This window comes from Metabacillus sp. 22489, from assembly GCF_052044855.1.
Classification (GTDB): Bacteria; Bacillota; Bacilli; order Bacillales; family Bacillaceae; genus Metabacillus; species Metabacillus niabensis.
The window spans coordinates 1-23,160 of the sequence record NZ_JBQENT010000016.1 but is presented as its reverse complement, the minus strand read 5'-3'; the positions used below and the strand labels follow the sequence as shown (position 1 = coordinate 23,160).

Genomic DNA, 23,160 nt, shown 5'->3' with positions numbered 1-23,160 from the left:
AGGAGGCAAACATATGATGAAAATTATTATTACTAGTATATTCGTTCAAGATCAAGACAAAGCATTGGAGTTTTATACAAAAACACTTGGCTTTGTAAAAAAGCATGATGTTCCAAGTGGGGCATATAGATGGATAACACTCGTTTCTTCTGACGAACAAGAAGGTACCGAGCTTTTACTAGAACCTAATGAACACCCTGCTGCCAAGGAATATCAACAGAAGCTATTTGCTGATGGGATTCCAGTAACAATGTTTGGGGTCGCAGATATTCAGAAAGAATACGAGCAATTAGTGGAAAAAGGCGTAAAGTTTACGATGAAGCCAACAAAAATGGGTAATGTTACAATCGCTGTCTTCGATGATACATGCGGAAACCTTATTCAGATGATAGAGCAGTAGGAACGTTATGATAAAGGAATTAGTTTCTAAGCGACACTATTTGTAAGCTTTAGATTGGTTAAGTGTTATTTGAAAAATGAATCAATTTTATGTTAACCCTGTCCTAATTTTAGATAGGGTTTTTATTTTTACGAAAAAATAAACGATTGTCTTTAAGTCGCTACTATTTTGGTGGCTTTTTTTATTCAATCCTAGGTGGGAATTTGGAATAAAATAGAGGTTATTTTCACTTTTTTCATTGACTAACCGTTCAGTCGATAATAAAATGTATTTGAATTATCAAACATTAGGGGATGAGGTGCTCGAGTGGATTTATATTATGAAGTTAAAGGAAGCGGAAAACCTTTGATTCTTATTCATAGTGGTGGTTCTGATATCCGTGACTGGACTTATATTGCGACAGTTTTGTCAAAGCATTTCTTGGTGATTACTTATGACGGCCGAGGTGCCGGAAAGTCTCCTTCTCTCTTAAAGCCTGCTAATTATGTTGAGGATTTAAGACTTCTCTTGGAACACCTTCAGATAGAGAATGCAGTAATTATTGGTCATTCGATGGGAGGTCAAATAGCAACCGATTTTTTATTAACTTACCCGGATAAAGTATCTGAGCTTATTTTAATAGCTCCTGGACTAACAGGATTTAATTACTCCAAAGAATTACTAGATAGCATGAAGAGAGTTAGTGAGGCAGCACCAAATGTTGAGAAGATGGTTCAATTAGCGCTTGCTGTACCGACAAATCGGATTGTGATGAATAGCCCACATCGTGAATTAATGATTGATATGATGCGTTAGCATATATTAAAAACATTTGAGTGGAAAACCTTTGAGATTATTTGGTCTGATCCACCTTCTATTGAAAGGCTTGGAGCTATTAAAGCAAATACGCTTTTTATAATTGGAACAGAGGATATTCCGGATAATTATGCAGTTGCTGAATCATTCAAGCGGGTTCCTAACATAGAATTTATTGAAATTGAAGGAGCTGATCATATGGTGACATTAACACATCCGGAACAAGTGTCTCAATCTATAATAAAATTTTTAAAGAGTTGAAGTAGCGTATTTTTCATTTATCTAAGTAGAAATCCTGAAAAGTTCAAATAAGGTTATCAGGCAACTTTAATAAGTAAAGTTGCCTTACGTGCTGTTGTTTCTAGGGTATTTTTAAGAAAATCTGCCCTTTCTGTGATAATGATATTTCTACTAAGCTAAACTTTTTAGTCGATAACTTATCTATCAACCGATTCCATTAACTGAAAGAAGTATTCGGGCTTATACGTTTTATTTAGGTTATACCACGATTCCAATGTATCTGGGGCAAATACGTCCAACTTTTTTAGTACTTCCATTGTAAATTCAAGCGGAGCTACTCCTGATGCAGTAATCAAATTTTCATCAGATACTGCCGGTCCTATCTCATAAAATGTTTCTCCTTTATAATTAGGGCAGACCATTTTAATATACTCTAAGTCATTGCTAGTATGCTTTCTAGTATCAAGGTATCCATTATTCGCGAGGCCCTCTGTTGCACCGCAAATAGCAGCTACAATCGTGCCAAGCTTTAAAGCCTCGCCAATTTTTTTCAAGATAGGCTGATGAATTGCTTCTCCCCAAGTCGTTCCTCCAGGTAAAATGATCAGATCCTTCCTTTCAAGAGTACATTCATCAAGGGAAATATCTGGCTTTATGTGCAGTCCACCCATCGTAGTGATCATTTCTTTAGTAGCTCCAACAGTAACAACGTTTAAAGGTTCTATATCGTTTTTGAAATATCTCCCTGACGTTAGTTCAGCTATTAAGTATCCATATTCCCAGTCTGACATTGTATGAAATACATAAAGATAAGCCTTTTTAGTTTCCATCAAATAACACTCCAATCTCAATTGATATGGACTATTATAAGATGACTTCGCTGACAGCTAGCGTCAGCGAAGTTATCAGCCTTGATAAAATTTTATTAATTCCGATAGAACGTCAATAAGCTTTTTCTTAAGGCTTATTGGCTCAACCACTTGAATGGACTTACCATATGGCAAAAGTAAATTAGGTACAAAAGTATCGAGCATACTTTTCTCAAGAAGAAATACTGCTTTGTTTGAAGTTCGTTCCTGTAAATAATGGCTTAAAAACCAATGCTCACAAAGATCACCTAGCGCCGTTGTACTTCCACTGACAACTAAAGAAATCATCTCTTCCGTATCTTCTATAGCTGGAAGGATGTTTCTCATAAAAAAATCACGTGCTGAAAAATTTTCTGGCACGGTAAACGTATTTTCAGTTCTCATTATATTTTCAATTCTTCCTACTCTAAAACTACGGATATCCTTCCTAAGATGACAAAATCCAATCACATACCACCTATTATTCCAATAAATTAATCTGTACGGATCAATTAATCGATACGTTGATTGATCTTCGTTATTTTTATGGTATAGCATTTTGATAGAATATCGATCAGCTACAGCCTCCTCCAAATCCTTTAAAAAAGGTTCAACAGTGAGGGAGCGTAATCGATGTATTACTTCAAGACTAGTTAAATGCTGGTTTATCTTCGTTTCCTGCTCTTCATTTGAATAGTTGCTTAGCTTTGAAATAGCTCTGCTTAGTGCTTCGCCTCCATAATATCCTGCTTCCTCAGCAAAAACAGCAGCATGAAATAAAGCGGTTTGCTCCTCGCTATCAAAAAAAAGAGGAGCTTCAATAAAATTATTCAATAACGTATAACCACCGTTATGTCCTGCATCTGAGATGATCGGTACACCACTTGTTGAAAGTGTATCAATATAACGATACACAGTCCTTATATGAATCTCTAACTTTTCTGAAATTTGTTTTGCAGTCACTTTTTTATTTGAACTAAGCATCCATAGAATTGCCAGCATATTATCAATTTTAGGCATGTAAACCCACCTTTATCGGAAGTTATTATTCATTATATGGGTTTATTTTCCTTAATACAATTGACCTCCATTTACGGGGAGGGGTAACTTGTTTACAAAGAGTATAAGAAATGCAAGGGAACGTCGACTATCTATAGGTTATAAATCCCAGATAGAAATTAAAGTTACTAGAAGGAAATTAACTACTTTTAGTGAAACCTATACAAAGTAAGTTTCATTGAACAATCAAGTATAAAGAAATGAGAGAATGAGATGAAAAAATGGACGAAGTTAGAATCAACGTATTTATATAAAACTCCCTTTGGTAATTTGAGAAGTGATAAGTGCAAACTTCCAAATGGAAATATAATAGAGAATTACTATGTAAGTGAATTTTCTAATTGGGTAAATGCAGTAGTTTTAACAGATGATATGAAGGTCGTTCTTGTTAAGCAATATCGCCATGCAGGAGATGACTTCTTTTTAGAGATACCTGCGGGAATAATCGAAGCGGATGAGACGCCTGAAGAAGGGATTCTTAGGGAGGTAAGGGAGGAAACTGGGTACATTTCCAATACTGTCCCAATAAAATTAGGAGAGTTTTATGTTAATCCTTCGACGCAAAACAATAAAGTGATTACTTATTTGATTAAGAATGCAATTAAAGGATATGACCAAGACTTAGATGAAAATGAAGACATAGAAATTGTTTTAATGGATTTTATTGAAATGGGAAAGGCGATAAAAAATAATAAAATCAAAACACAGCTATTTACTGCATCTGCCTATTATATGGTTAAAGATTTTTTATCTACTAAATAGAATATAAGTGTGATTTGTACTAAAAAAGGAAAGGATTTATATTTTATTAGTATCTTTGAATAATATGTTTAGCTACCAGTTAACATATTTACAAGGAGTATAGAAAAGATTCATTCAAAGAAAACTAAAAATGAAAGCGTTGACATTTATTGTTGAGCATGATAAATTATTAACTATAAATTATATATCTAGTACAGGAATGTTACCTTAATAGGGCATAACCTGATCTGATTTGAAGCACGGCAAACTTGTGCCTTCATTTCAGATCAGGTTTTTTTTGTTAGAAAGGAGGTGGTGCCTTCCATAATTTTCTTGAAATAATTTGCTAGAAACGAAAACATAATTGGATGGGGGAAACACGGAAAATGAAAAGAAAAATTTTTTTAGTCTTCATAATGATGATGATTGTTAATTTAGTAGCTTGTGGAAGTTTAAACCAAAATGTAACCGAGAACTCTAATGGAGATAAAAATAAAGGATCAGAAGAGCAAAAAGAACCAGGGAAAGTGACGATTTATCTTGTTCGTCATGGTAAAACAATATTAAATAACACAGATCGTGCTCAAGGTTGGGCAGATGGACCACTTATTTCTGAGGGGGAAGAGTTAATTCATAATGTTGGGAAAGGATTAGCCGATATACCATTTACTGCCGCTTATTCAAGTGACAGTGGTAGAGCAATCCAAACAGCAAATATGATTTTAGAAGAAAATCAAACTGATGCAAAAGACTTAGAGTTAGTTCAAAAACAAGGAATTCGTGAAGGGTATTTTGGAATTTATGAAGGAGAAAAAAATGAAGTTATGTGGGGGGATGCTGCTAAACACTTAGGTTATAAAAGCCAAGAAGAGCTTTTAGCTAGCGGTGGCAATCCTATTGAAAAGATAATGAATGCCGTTTCGGAAATTGATCCATCTAAAGAAGCAGAAAGTTATGAAGAGCTTAAGGATCGGGCTTTTACAGAATTTAAGGCAATAGCAGATGAAGCATATCAAAATGGCGGAGGGAATGTTTTAGTCGTTTCGCACGGAATAACAATGGGAACTATCCTTGCTCAAATTGATATTAGTAAATTACCAGCTGGAAGCTTCGAAAATGGCAGTGTAACAAAGCTAGAATATGATGGAAGTGGATGGAACGTTTTAGAAGTAAATGAAATGAAATATGCAGAAGTGGGAAAGGGCAAAAAATAGTCCAAGTAGCAGTGGCATATGAATAGGTGCATTAACAGGAAAAGAGTTGCTCACTACTCTTTTCGTTCGTAAACAAAGCAAGTTGAAATTTTTAGTTCGATTACACTCCAGAAATGATGAGCGTTTTATTGAAGGTATTATTAGACACATGAGGAAAACCGACTGTATAGAGTACAGTCGGTTTGTTTGTTAACATTATTTAAGCCAGTCACTAGAACGATGTGCTAATTCCTGTAATGTATTCATAAACAATCCTGCATGATAACCGTCACAAACAGAATGATGGACCTGTAAAGATACTGGTAAGTAAATGGAATCACCTTTTTTAATGAATTTCCCTGCCGTTATAATAGGAAGTAAGTGATTACCGTTATGTTGAATATTCAAGTTAAATCCAGTAAATGAAGTCCATGGAATCATAGAGACAGAAACGGTATTTTCAGGAATGGGTGTTTTCGGAAACAGCTTGCCTAAACCATTATACGTTTCTACGTCAGAAAGGTAATCATGATAAAATTGTTTGAAGTCTTTTTCTGCTTGAGTCCAAATACCTGAAAATTCTTTTGATTGATCATCAAAAATAGTGTATACAGGGTTTAATCTATCCCAATAGCCTAATTCACCCTCACTGTTGTAACTCGTTCTAAAAGCTGTGTTTGTATTTACTACGCTTGTGACTAAAAAAATAAATGCAGGATAAAATCTATATCCGTTTTGTTTGATATTTTGGTATAAAACCGTTATATCAAGCTCTGTAGTTATGCTAAAAGTCGTTTGTTGGTTCAAAAAATGTTGAAAGATCTCTTTTCTCTTCCAAGTGTCTAAATCAATTTTATGAAAGTTCAATTTATACGCCTCCTAAAGTTAATATTTATTAAAATTTAGGAGGCTAACTTGTCTGCTTTCTTCATAAAATCCATTCCTTTCAAGGAGCTAATCATATAGTATCACAGATAAGGGATTATGAAATAAAACGATTTCTAAAGAAGCGGTACACCAATTCCGCGAATAGATGTTATTAAATTAAAGTTGTTTTATAAACAGTCCCCATCATATAATTGTGTGAAAAAAGGATGCGTATCATCATGCCAATTAATTCTTTTGAAAACTATCCGATGAGCTGGAAGCCATCGATTGATAAAACGAAAAGGCCTATTTATCAAGCACTTGCGGGGCAATTGGAACAGGATATCGTAAGCGGAGTTTTATTGCCTGGAACAAAGCTTCCGCCACAGAGAGAACTGGCTGATTATTTAGATTTAAATGTAAGTACCATCTCTAAAGCTTTTAAAGTGTGTGAGTTAAAGGGATTGTTAAGTGCAACCGTTGGAAGTGGCACCTTTGTATCATATGATGCGTTATCGAATGCGTATTTGCTTGAAGATAAAAAGCCGAAGCACTTAATTGAAATGGGAGCAACTCTGCCAGATAATGATTCTTTTGAACCACTGCTATATCAATTAAAAAGCATGCTGCAGGAGGCAAATTATGAAAAATGGTTTGGATACGGTCGAGCAGGTGAAAGTCTTTGGCAAAAGGATGCTGCTATTAAGCTGATTCGAAGAGGTGGGTTTGAACCGACAGTTGATCGCATTTTATTTGCAAATGGTGGCCAGAATGCGATTGCTGCAACACTAGCAGGGCTTTGTAAACCAGGAGATCGCATCGGTGTTGATCATCATACATACCCTGGTTTGAAAACTGTTGCAGCAATGCTTAGTGTGCAATTAGTACCGATAAAATCAGTGAACGATGAAATGAGTCCAGCGGCCTTTGAATATGCTTGTAAAAATGACAACATCAAAGGCATTTACTTGATTCCAGACTATCATAATCCTACAGCTACCTTTATGTCTGTTGAAAATCGTAAAATGATTGCAGCAATTGCCAAAACATATAATCAGTTTGTTATTGAAGATGCTTCATACCATCTTCTCAGCAAACAACCACTACCAGCAATCGCATCATTTGCACCAGAACAGGTTATTTATATTGCGAGCTTATCAAAGTCATTAGCACCAGGATTACGACTAGCCTATGTTTCAGTGCCTAGTCAATTTAAGGAGCCCATTTCAAAGGCACTTTATAATTTAAATATAACCGTTTCACCATTATTAGCAGAACTAACAGCACGTACGATTGTATCGAACCAATTTGAAGTCTTAATCGAGAGTCACCAGGAACAAACAATTCGCAGAAACCAAGTCGTTGATCGCTATTTGGCAGACTATACTTGTCTAGGTGTTGAGACAGGCATCTTTCGGTGGCTGCTTTTACCAGGAAATCTTTCAGGTGCTGAATTTGAAGCATTAGCTGCCAAGCAGGGAGTACAAGTGTATGCTGCTGAACGTTTTGTGGTGGGAAATAGTTGTCCAGATCGGGCTGTAAGAGTTTCTGTTTGTGCACCAAAAACCATCGATGAGCTTGAACAAGGCTTGAGTATTCTTAAACGTTTACTAGATGAAATTGCTTAATATATTGTTCGCCATACAATTATTATATTGTATGGCTTTTTTGTGCATGTTATGATGATTCAAATCAAGTTACAGATGAGTAGAAATTTGAGAAGGGTAGGGGGAAATTATGCTGCAGAAAGAACGTGTAAAAGCAATGGACCTTCAAACAGCTTGGTTGCAAAGCTATACTAGTTCTCCAGAGAAACAAAAAGCATTATACAACCGCACATTATTCATTGTGAGTATTTCACAAATTTTTGGTGGGGCAGGGTTAGCGGCAGGAGTGACTGTCGGAGCACTGTTAGCCCAGCAAATGCTCGGTACAGATGCGTTTGCTGGACTTCCTTCTGCATTATTCACTTTAGGATCTGCAGGAGCTGCCTTATTTATTGGAAGACTTTCTCAACGTTACGGTCGTCGTACTGGTTTAACAGTCGGTTTTATGATCGGTGGACTTGGTGCAATAGGAGTCATACTTGCAGCAATTATAAATAGCGTATTCCTCTTATTTGCTTCACTCCTTATTTATGGTGCAGGAACAGCGACAAACCTACAAGCTCGATATGCGGGGACGGATCTAGCTAACAATAAACAGCGGGCAACAGCTGTTAGTATGACAATGGTTTTTACAACATTTGGTGCAGTGGCAGGACCGAATCTAGTTAATGTGATGGGGGATTTTGCCGTTTCTATCGGTGTTCCATCATTAGCTGGTCCTTTCATTTTATCAGCAGCAGCATATATTTTAGCTGGTCTTGTACTTTTTGTGATGCTTCGTCCAGATCCATTAGTTATTGCCAAAGCAATTGAAGCTTCTAACCAAGAACGTATTAGTAATGACCATTCAACTGATATGGAACAAAACGGGGACAAAAGAGGTGTTATCGTTGGCGCGACAATTATGGTTCTTACGCAAATTGTTATGATTGCCATCATGACGATGACACCAGTTCATATGAGACATCACGGTCATGGTTTGGGTGAAGTAGGTGTTGTCATTGGGTTTCATATAGGGGCGATGTATCTCCCTTCATTGGTTACAGGTGTATTAGTTGATAAGCTTGGACGTACTGCAATGGCCATTGCCTCTGGAGCTACATTGCTTCTAGCAGGTTTAGTATCAGCATTCGCACCAGGTGATTCGATGGTTCTTCTAGTAATTGCTCTTTGTTTACTAGGATTAGGATGGAATTTTGGCCTAATAAGTGGGACTGCGCTTATTGTTGATTCAACTGAAACATCTTCGCGGGCTAAAACGCAAGGAACAGTGGATGTTTTAATTGCATTGTCAGGGGCTGCTGGAGGAGTATTGTCTGGAATGGTTGTGGCGGGTTCAAGTTATGCAACATTATCCTTTATTGGAGGAATCTTATCTCTATTATTGATACCAGTCGTAATATGGTCTATAAAAAATAAAAATAAGGTAAGATGATAGATTATTTTTAATAGAGTTCATTTTATTTATTATGTTTTCTAAAGGAGATTGTGAAGTATTGCTAAAATTATATGAAGCAATACCACAATTAAACGGTATCACGTTTTCTTACCTAATTAGACAATATCTGCATGGAAAACCAAACAAAAAATCTTCCAAGACGGAAGATTTTTTAAGTTAAATCGGGAAATCCTTGTTGGCGCATCGCCTCATAGACTAATATTGCCGCTGTATTCGAAAGGTTCAATGAACGAACCTTATCATTCATTGGTATCTTTAAAAAATGACCTTTATTTTTTTCATGTATATCCTTTGGTAAACCAGTTGTTTCTTTACCAAACATAAAATAATGCTCCTTTAACCTATCACTGAAATCAAAGGATGAATGTGTTTTTGTACCATATGTTTCAATATAGTAAAACTCACCTTGATTTTTCGCGAAAAAGTCTTCTAATGAGTCATAGTACGTTATGTTTACAGACTTCCAGTAATCTAAACCTGCTCGTTCGATCATTTTTTCATCTGTTGAAAAGCCAAGTGGTCTAATTAAATGCAAGGCAGTTTTCGTTGCGGCACAAGTAAGTGCAATATTTGCAGTATTAGCCGGAATTTCTGGTTGATATAATACAACATGTATTGGCAAGAATGTCACCTCTATTTTTTATTTCGCCCTATAAATTATAGCATATAGTTTGTCGTGATATGTACTTAAGCAACACCAATTAAAGTTGAAGGTTTCATTTTTAGAAAAGTGCATTCTCAATAAAAGAGGCTATTCAACGCATGCTTTTTCGCTATTCATTTAGATTATTGGATAAGGTAAAAGGAGCGAATTAAATGTTCTTGAATCATAAAGTCATTTAAAATAGAATAAAGTTCTTTTTTTGTTATTTCCAAAAGAAAACAGCTAAATACAGGTAGGCTTGAATATCAACATGACTAAAGTTTTTTTATAAAAATAGAAAAGTAGAAAAATAGATTGAAGGGATGAATAAATGGATCTTCAACAGCTTAAGTATTTTGTAGAGGTAGCTAGACAAAAAAGCTTTACAAAAGCATCGCATATTTTGCTTGTTTCTCAGCCATCGATAAGCAAGTTGATTAAAAATCTTGAGGATGAGCTGAAGGTGACTTTATTAGATCGCTCAGAGAGGAAAATTGAGCTTACTGATGTAGGAAGGATTGTTTATGAGCAGGCTTTGAAAATTATACAGTCGGTAGAGGATGTTTATTCTTCTGTTGATGAGCTGGTTCATATGGAAAAAGGAACGATACATATGGGATTAATGCCTTCAATAGGTGTATTACTATTTCCTAAAATACTTGCTGGATTTAAAAGCAAATATCCGCAAATTGATATTGATATGGTTCAATATAGTGCAAAACAATTAACACGTAAGGTAAAACAAGGAGAGATTGATTTAGGAGTTACCGTAATGCCGGTTGACACTGAGCTATTTGAAATCATCCCTTTGTTATCTGAGGAATTAGTCGTCATCGTCGATAATGAACATTGGCTCGTTGAAAAAGAATCAGTACATCTAGCTGAATTAAAACATGAATCATTTATTCTATTAACAGAGGATTATGTCCTCCATGATGTAGTGAAGAGAGCATGTGTTCAGTCTGGGTTTGAACCGAAGATTGCCTTTAAAAGCTCCTTATGGGACATCATGGGTGAGATGGTGGCAACACAGGTGGGGATTTCAATTATTCCGAGGTCGATGGTGAGTCGATTTAATAATGAAAACGTACATGCGATTTCGATATCCTATCCATCTATTGATTGGGAAGTAGTGCTTATTTACAAGAAGAATAAATATCTTTCTTTTGCAGCAAGGGCATTTATTAAATATGTTCAAGCGAATAAGCCGTAAGTCTTTATAACTTTTTCGCATAGTTTTGATAGTTTATATGTATTTTACGAATGGAAAAACTCAGGGTAAAATCATTTATAATTCCTTATTTTCGGAATATTCATTAAACTATGATGTATTGGAGACTATGAGATGATAGAAATTAAAACAGAGCTAACAACAAACAAAAAACAGAAACCTGATCTTAACAATCTTGGCTTTGGTAGGTTTTTTACTGACCATATGTTTGTCTTAGATTATAAAGAAGACAAGGGCTGGCATGATCCACGGATTATCCCGTATCAACCAATTTCCTTAGATCCAGCTGCAAAGGTTTTTCACTATAGTCAAACGGTATTTGAAGGACTAAAGGCATATTTAACAGTAGATAAAAGAGTGTTACTATTCCGGCCAGAAAGTAATTTCAAAAGATTAAATGTGTCTAATGAACGTTTATGTATCCCTGCCATCAATGAAGAGCTTGCATTAGAAGCACTGAAGCAATTGGTAGCAGTTGATCGGGATTGGATTCCAAGTACTCCTGGGACATCTTTATATATTCGTCCATTTATTATTGCGACAGATCCGTGTTTAGGTGTGTCTTCTGCAAAGCAATTCCAATTCATCATGATTTTGTCTCCTGTAGGCTCTTACTACAAAGACGGTATAAAACCAGTAAGAATTCTAGTTGAGGATTACTATGTGCGGGCTGCTCCGGGTGGAACAGGTGCAGCAAAAACGGGTGGTAATTATGCGAGTAGTCTTAAAGGACAGGAAATGGCCAGCAAAGATGGATATGAGCAAACATTATGGTTAGACGGAAAAGAAAAGCATTATGTTGAAGAGGTAGGAAGTATGAACATCTTCTTCAAAATAAATGGGACCGTTATAACACCTGCGTTAAACGGTAGTATTCTTCCAGGTATTACACGTGATTCTATGATTCAGTTATTAAAGGCAAAAGAGATTGCTGTTGAAGAACGCAGAATATCAATTAATGAAATTGTCGAAGCCTACCATAATGGAGCATTAGAAGAGGCATTTGGTACCGGAACAGCGGCAGTTATTTCACCAATTGGGGAATTAAAATGGTTAGATGAAAAAATCATCATTAACAATGGCGAAATTGGAGAAGTAACACAAATGCTTTATGATACATTAATTGGTATCCAAAATGGCTCACTTAAGGATGAGTTTAGTTGGACAATAAAGCTATAAAATTGTTTAAAAAGCCTGTGAAATCGTTGTTTCACAGGCTTAATATCGCGAATTCTCGTATGGTAGCATATTCGATAAAAATCAAAGGATAGATTTCTATAAGCTATTTTGAGAAAATTTCTTTTGTATGATCCAACGCCATTTTATTTCCTAATGCTGAATAATCAAGCCAAGGTTGATCTGGAACTTTGTAGACATGATTGGCTTTTACTGCTTTTAAACCTTGCCAAATAGGGGACTCCTGTAACTGTTTGTAAGCTGTTTGAGCTTCGTCATCTCGATTGACAACAACAAATATAGCATCAGCATCAAAGTCTGAAAGAACCTCCTGGGAAATGACTTCATATGGCTGATTTGAATCAAGCTCCTCAATCCCGTTAGCAGGCTTTAATTGTAAATCCTCAAATAAAATCGGACCCATCGGACGTTTTGTCGTAAAGACGCGTAATTCTTTTGCGGTAACACGAATGGCCATCACTTTACTATCTTCACCAAGCTCATTTTTAATTAAAGTGCGTACCTCTTTTGCTTGGTTTTCGTAATCTGCAATAAATTGTTCAGCCTTCTCCTCTCGGTTTACAAGCTTACCAATCGATCTTAAATGATCTCTCCACGTTCCTTCATCAAGATTAAATACTTCTGTAGGGGCAATCTTTTCATATTTGGCTACATCCTGACCGCCAAATTCTTTGTCTAAATAGATGACAGAAGGGTTCAATTCGAGCAATGCTTCCATGTCTGGATCTTTAGCAGGTCCAAGCTGTTTCGTATCCTTCAACTGATCCTTCACATGGGGAAGAAAATCCTTTAACTCTCCGCCAACGACCGAACCAACAGGTGTAATTCCTAACGCAAGCAAATCATTTGTTAAGTGAATAGAGAGGGAGGCAATTCTCGTTTCATTATCAGCTGCCTTCTCTTCATTCGATGATTGAGTCGCATTTGAAGCATTTTGTCCGCATGCTGACATTAATAGTAACAGCATTGCACTAAATAAAAGGATAAGTTTCTTTTTCATCAATGTATCTCCTTGTAGTTGAATTTATTTTGTTTTTGCCAATAAATAAAGAAAATATGGGGCTCCAATTGCTGCAACAATGACACCTGCAGGAATTGCATTTGGCTGAAAGATAGAACGTCCCACCGTATCTGCAATCACTAAAATGACCATCCCAATGAGCCCTGCGACAGGAAGACTATGCTGATACATGGGGCCAACAAGACGACGTGCAAGGTGGGGGGCAACGAGACCGATAAAACCAATCCCGCCTACCATTGCAACACTCGCGCACGATAGACCAACAGCCGTTGCCAGCATAAGCAAGCGTTGCCTTTGAACTGAGGTACCGAGCCCTGCTGCGACGTCATCCCCTAAAGCTAGGACATTTAATGTTCTAAACTGGGACCAAGCAAAAGGTGCTAGGATCAGAATCCAAGGAAAAAGGGCGAGTACATGAATCCAATCTCTACCCCAAACATTTCCTACAAGCCATCTTGAAGCAAATGTATATGTCTCTTCATCAAGACGAAGGGAAAGGAAAAGTGTAGCGGCACTAAAGCCTGCTGAAACGGCAATTCCTGTGAGAATCAGTCTGATAGGCAGCAATCCTTTCGCCCGGTCATAAGCAAGAATAATAATTATAAAAGCAGTTAAAAATCCACCTAAAAAAGTAAATAACGGAATAAGAATCGCTGCATGACCATCAAACGAATGATAATAAGTAACAAAAAGAATAAGACCAAAGGAGGCCCCTGCATGTAGTCCTAAAATTCCTGGGTCTGCCAAAGGGTTACGGGATAATCCTTGTAGAATTGCACCAGAAATACCTAAGCCAATTCCGCCTAACATGGTGATTAAAATTCTTGGCATCCTGTATTCAACCAGGACTAATGAGCTTTTATAGTCACCATATCCAAATAGGGTTTGGACCACTTTTAACGGAGTAATTTTCAAGGATCCTGTATTCAAACTAATTAATACAATACTGATGCTGATTAAGATTAATACGAAAGCAACAGTATAGGCTCTTTTGTTGTCGACGTTAGCTTGGAATTTCATTTATAAATCACTTCCAGTTTTACGAGCAATATAAAGAAAAAACGGGACTCCGACTAAGGCAACTAATATACCAATGGCCAATTCACGAGGTGGATTGATCGTTCTCGCACCTAAATCAGCTATAATCAGTAAGATTGAACCCAATAAAGCTGACATCGGGATGATAAGCTTATAATCTACTCCAACTAACTTTCGAGAAATATGGGGGATGACTAATCCGATAAAACCTATTGAACCAACAGCTGAAACAGAAACTCCTGCCAAAATAACAGCTATAATTATAGATAGAACCTTTATGAAGGCTACGTTCATCCCAAGATTCTTTGCTATATCATCCCCTAAGGAAATAAGAGAAACAGAACGCCCCATCATCATTGCCCAAATAATGGTGATCAGAATGACAGGAGCTAACACCTTTAAATGATCCCACTTAATTCCTGCTACACCACCTGCGAACCAAAAGGCTAAATCTTGATTCAAATCAAAGTAAATGGCAATACCTGTACTAAGTGAATGTAACAGTGCTGCAATTACTGCACCTGAAATTGTCAGACGCATAGGTGTTAGCCCACCTGGGACAGAAGAGCCGATGATAAAAATGAACAATGTACTAAGCACTGCACCAATAAATGAAAAAATCATTAACAAAGAGTATGGAATACCTGGAAAAAAAGCAAAGCAAAGAGTAACAATAAACATCGCTCCAGCGTTAATGCCAAGAATCCCTGCATCAGCTAATGGATTGCGGGTAACCCCCTGCATTAAACACCCAGCAACTGCAAAGCCTGCCCCGACAATTGCTGCACCAATCACCCGAGGAAGCCGCAGTTCAAAAATAATCTGTTGCTCAGTCAGTGTAGGATTATAATGGAAAATTGCTGACAACACTGTATGAAACGTAACCTCTTTTGCCCCAAGAGAAATAGCCAAAATCATGCTGGTGATTACTCCAAGAATCGCTAAAATAAATAAAAGCAATAACAGATAAGTGTTTGAACGATTTTTGTTGAATTTTTGAGGAGAGGTATGTAACATTTGAACGCACCCTTAATTTATTAATAATGATAATCATTATCATTTTGTTATTATATTTTATAACTATCTTTTAAAGCAATCTATTTTTTTGAAAAGATCTGAGAATTTTAATAAACGCCCTATTTATTTCTTTATATTGAGAAAGTACCTAATCATAGGGTGGTTTTATAGTGAATTATAAGGTGATTTACTATATTACGTGATGACGGTTGTCTCATACAATAAAAAGCATAGTTTCATAAAAAACAATCAAAATAATCTTGAAACTTTTTCCAATAATAAAACGTAATAATGATAAAAGAAGCGACAAGTAAAGGGAGGGATTATATGTTAAACCTATTACAAATTATTTTTTCATTCATTGGTGTGGTAATTGCCGTCTATGATTTAAACGTGAATTCGGTTGATTTAAGCTCGTATGTCTATCTCTTTTTAGGGGCATCGTTTTTGACATTAGCAGTATCTCAACTAAAGGAAAAGAAAAAACGAATAGGAATGCTAACGATCCTTGTTACTTTATTGATGTTCTATGTCTCATTTCAGGGAATTTTTTTCGCTTAACAGATAGCGTTACCACAATAGGTGGTGGCGCATTTTTTATTCAAAGAATCAACTTGTATTTTTTACCAAAAAGGAACGATTCAATGGTATGATGAAACAAGGAAATGCCTAAACTTTACTAGTTGAAATGCTCGTATTTTTATTTTTAGGGGGCTAAAATTTGAGGGAGACAAATAATAAATCTATCGTTTCTTTAACTTTAGGGATATTATCAATCATCTTGCCTTATATTGGCTTAATTCTTGGTATTATTGGGTTTGTTCTATCCTTCAAAAGCATTGGTGAAATCAACCGTTTAAAGCAAAAAGGCAAGGGGTTAGCTATTTCTGGAAGGGTTTGTAGTCTTATAGGAATATGCATGCAAATCGTGATCATTTTACTTGGAGTTTTAGCATACGAGTCACTTTTAATTATAGGAAGCTAGTAGAAATCTAAATTACGGTTTAAAAGGGGTCAAAGATGAGAGAAGAAATAAAGTCTGAAGTTGGAAAAATAGTAGGTTCAAAATTACAGTATGCAGGAAGGGCGTCTAACCTCTTATGGTTAGGCTTTGGGGATATCGTTCAAATAATCCGAAGAGGCAGAACCGAAGAAGCTGCAGAATACGCTTTACATATCCAATGTTCGTGGAGAATTACATTAGGAAGCAAAATTGTTGTTGCTTCAAGGGATTTTTATTCTCCTCACTCACAATGGGATGAAGATTATGAGGATTTCGATTGGGATATACATGGTAACAACAGGTTTGATGAACGTATGAAAGCTTTTATAAAAGACAACCGACAAATAAAAGTAATACAAATTGATTCTGATGAAGTCGGTGGATTAACAATCCTTTTATCGGGTGGCTATAAGTTAGACGTATTTCCAGACAGTTCAGAAGACGATGAATATAGTGAGCACTGGAGATTATTTAAGCCGAAAGATAACAGCCCTCATTTTATTGTTACAGGGAACGGAATTAGATAATGCTTGAGCTTAAAAACTAAAAGGCGTACTGAAATGAGTAGTGATGGATTAATTTAAGGCAATAGGTAATATAAAGAGGTGTTCTTTGTGAAACGAGGGCTAAAGAGATTTTTACCTTTTATGATTGTTTTAGGAGGATTAATCATATTATTTCTGTTTTATGTGTTCGTTGGCCAGGAATACCTTTACGCTAAGAAAAATGCAAATAGACTTTTAGAATTAGAGTTACCTAGAAAATCAGAAGTGATTGAACAAGATTTTGATTATGGGGTTATCTATGGAGGAGGTCCTTGGGGCAATGGCGGTTATCCAACACTTGTTGCGTATAAAAGGATACGAACCGAATTGAGTGAAAAAGAGATATTTGAATATTACAATACAGATAACTTTGAAATATACTTCGATGGTTCAGTGGAGCTAAAGAAAAACAATAAAGGGCAAATCTGGTACGAAGGGTTGATGAAGGATGAAGATGCCTTGAGTACAGAGAAGAATGATGAGGAACCTATGGAGGTTATGATTCAATATAGGACCGAATTTAGTTATCCATTTTTCATAGATTTTTATTGAATAGCGGGGGATACATCTGTTTTGGATTTATAAAAGCTGAAAAGGGAGAATCATTAATGCCATTATATAATAAACTCGTTCGTGATAAAATTCCTGAAATAATAAGACTCTTTTCTATAAGATTGTTTTTTTAGCACTAACTATATAAGGGTTGATTGGAGCGGAAGTGCGAGACTCCTGCGGGATGCGTGGGAGAGGTGAGACCCCGCAGGTGTTTACACTGAGGAGGCTCACCACCCACCCCGCGGAAAGCGAGTACTGTAGCGGAAATCAACGCCGAACGACAACACTGTAAAAAGGTAACAAAGTTTTGAGACAGCCATTTATTAAAAGAAAGACAGATCAATACACTGTAAAAAAACTTGATGACAATAATTATATTCAAGAATTAAGGAGAAAGCTTCAAGAAGAATTAAATGAGTATTTAGAAGCAACGAGTAATGAAGAAGCGCTAGAAGAACTAGCTGATCTTGTAGAGATTATTCATGCATTATCGTTCATTCACAATGGGAATTTTGAAAAAGTGGAAGCTATTAGACAGAGGAAACTTAAAGAACGTGGTGGGTTTACAGAAAAAATCTACTTAATAGATGTGGATGATTCTGTATAGAATGCTTAATTAAGATATAGATAGTTATGTTATAGAAATAGAGATTGGTAAGTTTCCGTTCCATGTATTAGGAGGAATAGTTTTTGAAGAAATTTCGTGGGAAGAATAGATATTTCCGCAATTTATGGAAAGAAGTAGAGACTTTTGATTTGCAACTTGATGAAGAGTCGTGGTTTGATTTTTGGCATATTCATCTCGACTTTTTCGGTGTCGGTAAATATAGCTTAAAAATAAGAAGAGAACATATTAAAGCACATGTAGCTTTGTATAATCATTTATTAAAACAGCTAGAAGCATTTGAGAAGCCATATCAATCTTGGATATGTATTCATGAGGAAGACCCTGGTTCTGATGCTGTATATATTCATACGCCAAACCCAAATGATGATTATTTTCCTCATAGGGTTACCGAAATAAATTGGAATTGTAAAATACCTAATACGTATAGGGATTTAATAGATCTTGAGAAATTTAATGTAGGTTATTATAAGTCTGAATTCGAAGAAATGTATTATATACAAGTGAAGGAACAAGGTGTTAGTTTGTAAATTGTTACAACTAACAGTGAGAAATTCTCATTAAATGTGCATTTTTATCGAACAAAGGAACAGGAAAAATATAGGTTTACCTATACATCCTTGGTAAACTCGTACACGTTAGCAAAAACGTAGGGAGAGTGGGATCAATGCTTGAACTAATAAATGAAATACACTCACCAAGTAAGGAATACAAAGTTGAAATTAATAAACGTTTGAGTGATAAGCTTTTAGAAATTGACGTTTACTGTTGGGATAGTGAATGGGAAACATGGATTTAAAAGTCTACGGGCTTCTCACTCACAGACAGCTTAGAAAATGCATTGGAGATTGCTAAGGAAAAACTTAAGGCTTTTTCAGGCGAGACAATGGAGTAAGTTGGGAATTATGAATGTTTTTAAATGGTTATAAGTGAGTAAAACACTATATCTATCAGGAGGGAAGCGTATGAAAAACAATTGGATCCTCAACGAGAAATTTGCAGGTGGCGGCTTAAGTGAAATGCTTGAGTGGCGTTGTGAGCCTGAAAAATGGTTCTTGGACAAAGCCTCCTCACAACTTGTTTTAGAAACGGATAAGGAAACAGATTATTGGCAAAAGACACATTATGGGTTTCAGGCTGATAATGGGCATTTTCTCTATACAAAAACAAGCAAGAATTTTAGGATGACAACAAAGGTTAAAGCTTCACCTAAATCAAAGTACGATCAAGCAGGGCTGATGATTAGATTTTCTGAAAATGTCTGGGTGAAAACGTCTTTGGAGTACATACCAGATGGAATAAGCAAGCTAGGAGCAGTTGTTACTAATAGAGGGTATTCTGATTGGTCTACACAATATGCAGACTACAACGGTGGACACATCTATTATCGAATCTCTAAAATTGAGCAAAATTGCTATGTTGACTTTTCCTGGGATGGTGAGAACTGGAGCCAAATTCGAATAGCTCACCTAGACATTCCGGAACATGCAACGATTCTAGCAGGATTGTATGCTTGTAGTCCTCAAGGGGAAGACCAAGAGGTTCGCTTTGATTTTCTTAAGATAGAAGAGCTTGGGGATGATCCAGCTGTTGCTTATATATAACAATTTGTGGGGGAGTTGCTAAATGGGAATGAGATCGATAAAGGGTAGCATCCTCACTGTATTATTTCTGCTAGAGATCGGTGCGCTGGTTGCGTTTAGCTATTGGGGATATCAAATCAATGCTGGGGGAGCAGTCAAAATCATCATGGCGGTCGCGACACCGTTGGTGATTGCTATCTTATGGGGAGTGTTTCTTGCGCCAAAGGCTTCGCTCCCTATCATCTCCTATCCGGTACGAACTGCGCTAAAGCTAGTTGTGTTTGTTGTTGCTTCGGCAGCTTTGTATACAACTGGGAGGATCATGCTCGGGGCTTTATTCCTGATATTGTCCCTCCTTATTGTGGCAGCAGTGTTCATCTTAAAGCTATATGACGTTAAGATTTGAAGGGATTTAACGTATCACTTTTTTGATGGACAATTAGTTTTTATAGATATTAAGTTTAATAAACTCTAATCTTTCTGCTTAATAAACTGAAAGAATGGAGAAACAAAAATATGTTTTTTAAAAAGAAAATCAAAACGATAGATACAGAGTTAAATGAACTTTCACAAATTTTTTTTTTAGATCAGGAAGGTTCCTTTCCAAAACAAAAGGTTCTTATCTCGATTCCAAACGATAATTCAATAGATAGTTTAAAGCTTATCGATGATTATCTTGAAGCAATAAGGGAAGAAAACGAGCTAGAAGAGATTTATAATAGCCTTGTACTTAGACTAGGGGCATATGTCGGTGAAGTAATTAAAAGCAATTCTAAAAAAGATTATCACTGGTACGATTTTAAGACAGCGAAAAAATTACAACCGTCAATTAAAAATTGGGAAGAACAAATCGGAACAGCGGCAATCTTACATTCAGCTGAAACTGGTGAAATGACATTTCCTATCAATAGAGTTTGTAAATTTATTGATAACGGTTCTGAGGATAGCTTATATTCCTATGCTAAAATAATGATTTGATCTCTTTCATTCATAAATCTTGTACGAAGATGTTACTGCAAAAGGTGGTAACATCTTTTTATTTCCGAAATAATACTCGGACTTTATGTAAAAAGTACTTAATTAAGAAACTAATTGAACTTCAAATCATAATAAAATATAATTTGTATCAAAAGAACTAGCTAGATCAATAGCTTTTATTAAAATAATAAAGTGAGGAAGCACAGATGAATTCCACCTTAGAAGATTCGGCAACCTTATTCGCAATCTATAATTCCCTTTTCGAGCTTAATCCAGATCCATGCTATGCTTTAGATCAAAGTGGAAGGTTTATACTTATTAACAAAACAGCAAGTGACAAAACAGGATATACGAACGAGGAATTATCTGAACTTTCTTTCCTTGATATTATAAAAGAAGAATTCAAAGAATCTATGAATGAATTATTTATAGATGTATTAACAAATAAAAAAAGAAGAAGCTACGAGGTTTCTATAATACACAAGAAAGGGTTTACAATTGAATTATATGGGACCTCAGTTCCTGTTATGGTTGGGGATGAGGTAATTGGGATTGCAGGTATTGTTAAGGATATAACAAATAGTAATCATATTCAAAGAGAATTAGAGCATACAAAAACAGAAATAGAGAGCGTTTTCAATAGCATCGATGTATGCGTATGGTCAACTGATTTTCAGCATGAGGAGGTATTTCAAATCTCTTCTGCATGCTTGAAGATATACGGTTATTCTCAAGAGGATTTTATCGGAAATCCTAATTTATGGATGGAGGTTATTCATCCTGAGGATATCGCTAAAGTTGAAAAGATGCAACAAAAATTAACAACGGGTAAGCCACTAAAATTGGAATATCGAATAATTGATGCTAATCAAAATGTGAAATGGGTATCAAATTTTACTACCCCAATCTTTAATGAAACAGGTGAGTTGATTCGGCTTAATGGGGTTGTGTCAGATATTCATCAACGCCGAATTGCTGAGGAACAACTTGAATTTATGGCCTTTCATGATGAATTAACACAATTACCAAATCGGAGACGGTTTGAAAAGCTTTTAAATAAGTCAATTGTAAAGGCCAAAAAAGCTAATACGAAATTGGCGATTTTCTTCTATGATCTTGATCAATTTAAATGGATTAATGATACACTCGGACATACGGTAGGAGACAAAGTATTAAAAGTTATAGCAAAGCGTTTGAAGGATGCTGTAGGTAAAGAAGACATCGTTTCAAGAATGGGTGGAGACGAGTTTATTATCTTATTAAAAGATATAAAAGACGTTAAGCAAGCTGAAAAAATGGCGCAAAAGGTAGTTGATACGACACTTAAACCAATCTACTTAGGGAAAAGGAAGTATGTTTTTACTGCAAGTATGGGAATAAGTATGTTTCCAGACCAAGCAAATAAGGTAGAAAAGCTTATTACCTATGCGGATCAAGCACTGAATTCGGCAAAGATGGATGGAAAGAACACATTTAAATTATACCAAACTGATTATTCAGGTGAATTATCTAGAAAATTAGAAATCCACCAAGCCTTACAACAGGCATTAGGTAACAAAGAGTCAATGTCCGTAAACTATCAACCAATTATAGATATGCAAACGGAACGTATAGCAGGATTTGAAGCACTTTTACGCTGGAATGACCCAACATTAGGAACAGTTTCCCCCTCAGAATTCATACCAATTGCAGAGGAATCCGGATTAATTATGCAGCTTGGTGAGTGGGTGATCCGCACAACATGTAAACAATTTTCTGAATTATATAAGAATTGCAATGCGTCTCCTTATTTATCTATTAATGTTTCAACAAGGCAATTTGAAAACGAAAGCTTTGTTAGAAAGCTTTCGTTAATCTTAGAAGAGACGAATTTTAATCCTAAGCTGCTTAAAATTGAATTAACTGAAAGTATTATGATGAAGGATGTAGAGAAAACGATAGAACAGCTGAAAGGCTTAAATGACTTAGGAATAGAAGTTTTTCTCGATGACTTTGGGACAGGTTATTCATCACTAAATTACTTAGGCGAGCTTCCAATTAGTACGCTTAAAATTGATCGTTCATTTATACAAGGTATCGATGATTTAGGGAAAGAGGCAATTGTACGAACGATTATATCGATGGCTAATAGTTTAGAAAAGGGAATCATCGCAGAAGGTGTTGAAAAAGAATGCCAGTTGTTATATTTGTTGAATAATGGTTGTCACAATATCCAAGGTTATTTATTTAGTAAGCCGGTCCCTTTTAAGGATATTATCGACTTGATAAATAAAGGGATTCCAGGAAGAACAAGTTGAAGGAGAAATTCACTGCTTCTTCTATAATTTTTAAATACACTTAACGGTTCAAAACCCTTCTTTAAAAGAGCAAGAAGGGTTTTTAGTCATTCAATAGGTGGGCTTGTCAAGAAAAGTGTGTAAGTTATTCTAGATATTTCTTCACACGTTCCTTTAGGTGGTCATGAACTAATAGTTGATTCATGACCATAGCCCATTGCTGGATGCGTCCACCATCC

The 23,160-nt window shown here is 35.9% G+C and carries 26 protein-coding genes; 19 read left to right on the top strand and 7 right to left on the bottom strand.

Annotation, left to right across the window (positions count from 1 at the left end; all coding sequences use genetic code 11):
* The first annotated feature begins 16 nt into the window (after window positions 1–16).
* Both ACTJJ9_RS11420 and ACTJJ9_RS11415 read left to right on the top strand, forming a co-directional pair.
* The gene (locus ACTJJ9_RS11420) at window positions 17–400 is read left to right on the top strand and encodes a VOC family protein (RefSeq protein ID WP_145580575.1); all 384 of its coding nucleotides are present in this window, start codon (window positions 17–19) and stop codon (window positions 398–400) included.
* Between the two features lie 306 nt (window positions 401–706).
* Window positions 707–1,195: an alpha/beta fold hydrolase gene (locus tag ACTJJ9_RS11415; protein WP_440768665.1), complete on the top strand. Its 489-nt coding sequence runs from the start codon at window positions 707–709 to the stop codon at window positions 1,193–1,195.
* 437 nt (window positions 1,196–1,632) lie between these two features.
* Here the strand turns inward: ACTJJ9_RS11415 and ACTJJ9_RS11410 are convergent, their stop codons facing one another.
* Window positions 1,633–2,265: a type 1 glutamine amidotransferase family protein gene (locus ACTJJ9_RS11410; RefSeq protein WP_145580527.1), complete on the bottom strand. Its 633-nt coding sequence runs from the start codon at window positions 2,263–2,265 to the stop codon at window positions 1,633–1,635.
* A gap of 75 nt (window positions 2,266–2,340) precedes the next feature.
* Window positions 2,341–3,303 carry a helix-turn-helix transcriptional regulator gene (locus tag ACTJJ9_RS11405; protein ID WP_145580526.1) on the bottom strand — a complete coding sequence of 321 codons (963 nt, stop codon included), beginning with the start codon at window positions 3,301–3,303 and terminating at the stop codon, window positions 2,341–2,343.
* Between the two features lie 252 nt (window positions 3,304–3,555).
* On the opposite strand from ACTJJ9_RS11405, the gene ACTJJ9_RS11400 reads away from it, so the two are divergent.
* Entirely contained in the window at window positions 3,556–4,104 is a 549-nt protein-coding gene (locus ACTJJ9_RS11400; RefSeq protein ID WP_145580525.1) for an NUDIX hydrolase, read from the top strand.
* 365 nt (window positions 4,105–4,469) lie between these two features.
* Window positions 4,470–5,297: a histidine phosphatase family protein gene (locus ACTJJ9_RS11395; RefSeq protein WP_186324096.1), complete on the top strand. Its 828-nt coding sequence runs from the start codon at window positions 4,470–4,472 to the stop codon at window positions 5,295–5,297.
* 195 nt (window positions 5,298–5,492) lie between these two features.
* On the opposite strand, the gene catA is transcribed toward ACTJJ9_RS11395, so the two are convergent.
* Complete coding sequence (catA, locus tag ACTJJ9_RS11390; RefSeq protein ID WP_145580523.1) at window positions 5,493–6,143, bottom strand: type A chloramphenicol O-acetyltransferase; 651 nt, start codon at window positions 6,141–6,143, stop codon at window positions 5,493–5,495.
* Window positions 6,144–6,382: 239 nt separating this feature from the next.
* Here catA and ACTJJ9_RS11385 point away from each other — a divergent pair, with 239 nt between their 5' ends.
* Together ACTJJ9_RS11385 and ACTJJ9_RS11380 are read left to right on the top strand one after the other, a co-directional pair.
* Entirely contained in the window at window positions 6,383–7,771 is a 1,389-nt protein-coding gene (locus ACTJJ9_RS11385; protein WP_145580522.1) for an aminotransferase-like domain-containing protein, read from the top strand.
* Between the two features lie 106 nt (window positions 7,772–7,877).
* Window positions 7,878–9,185 carry an MFS transporter gene (locus tag ACTJJ9_RS11380; protein WP_145580521.1) on the top strand — a complete coding sequence of 436 codons (1,308 nt, stop codon included), beginning with the start codon at window positions 7,878–7,880 and terminating at the stop codon, window positions 9,183–9,185.
* 175 nt (window positions 9,186–9,360) lie between these two features.
* On the opposite strand, the gene trmL is transcribed toward ACTJJ9_RS11380, so the two are convergent.
* On the bottom strand, window positions 9,361–9,831 hold the full coding sequence (gene trmL, locus ACTJJ9_RS11375) for a tRNA (uridine(34)/cytosine(34)/5-carboxymethylaminomethyluridine(34)-2'-O)-methyltransferase TrmL (protein WP_145580520.1): 471 nt from the start codon (window positions 9,829–9,831) through the stop codon (window positions 9,361–9,363).
* Window positions 9,832–10,183: 352 nt separating this feature from the next.
* Here trmL and ACTJJ9_RS11370 point away from each other — a divergent pair, with 352 nt between their 5' ends.
* The gene (locus tag ACTJJ9_RS11370) at window positions 10,184–11,065 is read left to right on the top strand and encodes a LysR family transcriptional regulator (RefSeq protein WP_145580519.1); all 882 of its coding nucleotides are present in this window, start codon (window positions 10,184–10,186) and stop codon (window positions 11,063–11,065) included.
* Window positions 11,066–11,197: 132 nt separating this feature from the next.
* A complete protein-coding gene (locus ACTJJ9_RS11365) occupies window positions 11,198–12,262 on the top strand; it encodes a branched-chain amino acid aminotransferase (RefSeq protein WP_145580518.1) in 1,065 nt (354 codons plus the stop codon).
* A 103-nt stretch (window positions 12,263–12,365) separates the two neighbouring features.
* On the opposite strand, the gene ACTJJ9_RS11360 is transcribed toward ACTJJ9_RS11365, so the two are convergent.
* The 3 genes from ACTJJ9_RS11360 to ACTJJ9_RS11350 are packed head-to-tail and all read right to left on the bottom strand — an operon-like array spanning window position 12,366 to window position 15,356.
* Window positions 12,366–13,280 carry an iron-hydroxamate ABC transporter substrate-binding protein gene (locus ACTJJ9_RS11360; RefSeq protein WP_095301161.1) on the bottom strand — a complete coding sequence of 305 codons (915 nt, stop codon included), beginning with the start codon at window positions 13,278–13,280 and terminating at the stop codon, window positions 12,366–12,368.
* 24 nt (window positions 13,281–13,304) lie between these two features.
* On the bottom strand, window positions 13,305–14,321 hold the full coding sequence (locus ACTJJ9_RS11355) for a FecCD family ABC transporter permease (RefSeq protein WP_095301160.1): 1,017 nt from the start codon (window positions 14,319–14,321) through the stop codon (window positions 13,305–13,307).
* A complete protein-coding gene (locus tag ACTJJ9_RS11350; protein WP_095301159.1) occupies window positions 14,322–15,356 on the bottom strand; it encodes a FecCD family ABC transporter permease in 1,035 nt (344 codons plus the stop codon).
* A 327-nt stretch (window positions 15,357–15,683) separates the two neighbouring features.
* Here ACTJJ9_RS11350 and ACTJJ9_RS11345 point away from each other — a divergent pair, with 327 nt between their 5' ends.
* The 11 genes from ACTJJ9_RS11345 to ACTJJ9_RS11295 all read left to right on the top strand — a co-directional run bounded on the left by ACTJJ9_RS11345 (window position 15,684) and on the right by ACTJJ9_RS11295 (window position 22,942).
* Window positions 15,684–15,917 carry a DUF3953 domain-containing protein gene (locus ACTJJ9_RS11345; protein ID WP_170944387.1) on the top strand — a complete coding sequence of 78 codons (234 nt, stop codon included), beginning with the start codon at window positions 15,684–15,686 and terminating at the stop codon, window positions 15,915–15,917.
* 160 nt (window positions 15,918–16,077) lie between these two features.
* A complete protein-coding gene (locus ACTJJ9_RS11340; protein ID WP_095301157.1) occupies window positions 16,078–16,341 on the top strand; it encodes a DUF4190 domain-containing protein in 264 nt (87 codons plus the stop codon).
* A gap of 35 nt (window positions 16,342–16,376) precedes the next feature.
* Window positions 16,377–16,886, top strand: a complete 510-nt coding sequence (locus tag ACTJJ9_RS11335) for a hypothetical protein (protein WP_145580517.1) — start codon at window positions 16,377–16,379, stop codon at window positions 16,884–16,886.
* 87 nt (window positions 16,887–16,973) lie between these two features.
* Window positions 16,974–17,456 (top strand): hypothetical protein, encoded by a 483-nt coding sequence (locus tag ACTJJ9_RS11330; protein WP_145580516.1) that lies wholly within the window; start codon window positions 16,974–16,976, stop codon window positions 17,454–17,456.
* A 310-nt stretch (window positions 17,457–17,766) separates the two neighbouring features.
* The gene (locus tag ACTJJ9_RS11325) at window positions 17,767–18,066 is read left to right on the top strand and encodes a nucleoside triphosphate pyrophosphohydrolase (RefSeq protein WP_145580515.1); all 300 of its coding nucleotides are present in this window, start codon (window positions 17,767–17,769) and stop codon (window positions 18,064–18,066) included.
* A gap of 83 nt (window positions 18,067–18,149) precedes the next feature.
* On the top strand, window positions 18,150–18,614 hold the full coding sequence (locus ACTJJ9_RS11320) for a hypothetical protein (protein ID WP_145580514.1): 465 nt from the start codon (window positions 18,150–18,152) through the stop codon (window positions 18,612–18,614).
* 137 nt (window positions 18,615–18,751) lie between these two features.
* On the top strand, window positions 18,752–18,883 hold the full coding sequence (locus ACTJJ9_RS11315) for a hypothetical protein (RefSeq protein WP_255451769.1): 132 nt from the start codon (window positions 18,752–18,754) through the stop codon (window positions 18,881–18,883).
* Window positions 18,884–19,049: 166 nt separating this feature from the next.
* Entirely contained in the window at window positions 19,050–19,688 is a 639-nt protein-coding gene (locus tag ACTJJ9_RS11310) for a DUF1349 domain-containing protein (RefSeq protein ID WP_440768664.1), read from the top strand.
* 22 nt (window positions 19,689–19,710) lie between these two features.
* Window positions 19,711–20,073, top strand: coding sequence for a YrdB family protein (locus ACTJJ9_RS11305; protein WP_145580512.1), 363 nt, complete (start codon window positions 19,711–19,713; stop codon window positions 20,071–20,073).
* A gap of 110 nt (window positions 20,074–20,183) precedes the next feature.
* Window positions 20,184–20,645 (top strand): hypothetical protein, encoded by a 462-nt coding sequence (locus ACTJJ9_RS11300; protein WP_095303597.1) that lies wholly within the window; start codon window positions 20,184–20,186, stop codon window positions 20,643–20,645.
* Between the two features lie 206 nt (window positions 20,646–20,851).
* On the top strand, window positions 20,852–22,942 hold the full coding sequence (locus tag ACTJJ9_RS11295; protein ID WP_440768663.1) for a sensor domain-containing protein: 2,091 nt from the start codon (window positions 20,852–20,854) through the stop codon (window positions 22,940–22,942).
* Window positions 22,943–23,160 lie beyond the last annotated feature (218 nt).

What these genes read in the sequence shown, in the direction of transcription:
- ACTJJ9_RS11365 (WP_145580518.1), top strand. Translation starts at nt 11,198, where the DNA reads ATGATAGAAATTAAAACAGAGCTAACAACAAACAAAAAACAGAAACCT.
- ACTJJ9_RS11420 (WP_145580575.1), top strand. Translation starts at nt 17, where the DNA reads ATGAAAATTATTATTACTAGTATATTCGTTCAAGATCAAGACAAAGCA.
- ACTJJ9_RS11370 (WP_145580519.1), top strand. Translation starts at nt 10,184, where the DNA reads ATGGATCTTCAACAGCTTAAGTATTTTGTAGAGGTAGCTAGACAAAAA.
- ACTJJ9_RS11400 (WP_145580525.1), top strand. Translation starts at nt 3,556, where the DNA reads ATGAAAAAATGGACGAAGTTAGAATCAACGTATTTATATAAAACTCCC.
- ACTJJ9_RS11360 (WP_095301161.1), bottom strand. Translation starts at nt 13,280, where the DNA reads ATGAAAAAGAAACTTATCCTTTTATTTAGTGCAATGCTGTTACTATTA.
- ACTJJ9_RS11300 (WP_095303597.1), top strand. Translation starts at nt 20,184, where the DNA reads ATGTTTTTTAAAAAGAAAATCAAAACGATAGATACAGAGTTAAATGAA.
- ACTJJ9_RS11295 (WP_440768663.1), top strand. Translation starts at nt 20,852, where the DNA reads ATGAATTCCACCTTAGAAGATTCGGCAACCTTATTCGCAATCTATAAT.
- ACTJJ9_RS11310 (WP_440768664.1), top strand. Translation starts at nt 19,050, where the DNA reads ATGAAAAACAATTGGATCCTCAACGAGAAATTTGCAGGTGGCGGCTTA.
- ACTJJ9_RS11385 (WP_145580522.1), top strand. Translation starts at nt 6,383, where the DNA reads ATGCCAATTAATTCTTTTGAAAACTATCCGATGAGCTGGAAGCCATCG.
- ACTJJ9_RS11410 (WP_145580527.1), bottom strand. Translation starts at nt 2,265, where the DNA reads ATGGAAACTAAAAAGGCTTATCTTTATGTATTTCATACAATGTCAGAC.
- ACTJJ9_RS11335 (WP_145580517.1), top strand. Translation starts at nt 16,377, where the DNA reads ATGAGAGAAGAAATAAAGTCTGAAGTTGGAAAAATAGTAGGTTCAAAA.
- ACTJJ9_RS11350 (WP_095301159.1), bottom strand. Translation starts at nt 15,356, where the DNA reads ATGTTACATACCTCTCCTCAAAAATTCAACAAAAATCGTTCAAACACT.
- ACTJJ9_RS11305 (WP_145580512.1), top strand. Translation starts at nt 19,711, where the DNA reads ATGGGAATGAGATCGATAAAGGGTAGCATCCTCACTGTATTATTTCTG.
- ACTJJ9_RS11345 (WP_170944387.1), top strand. Translation starts at nt 15,684, where the DNA reads ATGTTAAACCTATTACAAATTATTTTTTCATTCATTGGTGTGGTAATT.
- ACTJJ9_RS11405 (WP_145580526.1), bottom strand. Translation starts at nt 3,303, where the DNA reads ATGCCTAAAATTGATAATATGCTGGCAATTCTATGGATGCTTAGTTCA.
- ACTJJ9_RS11355 (WP_095301160.1), bottom strand. Translation starts at nt 14,321, where the DNA reads ATGAAATTCCAAGCTAACGTCGACAACAAAAGAGCCTATACTGTTGCT.
- ACTJJ9_RS11395 (WP_186324096.1), top strand. Translation starts at nt 4,470, where the DNA reads ATGAAAAGAAAAATTTTTTTAGTCTTCATAATGATGATGATTGTTAAT.
- ACTJJ9_RS11315 (WP_255451769.1), top strand. Translation starts at nt 18,752, where the DNA reads ATGCTTGAACTAATAAATGAAATACACTCACCAAGTAAGGAATACAAA.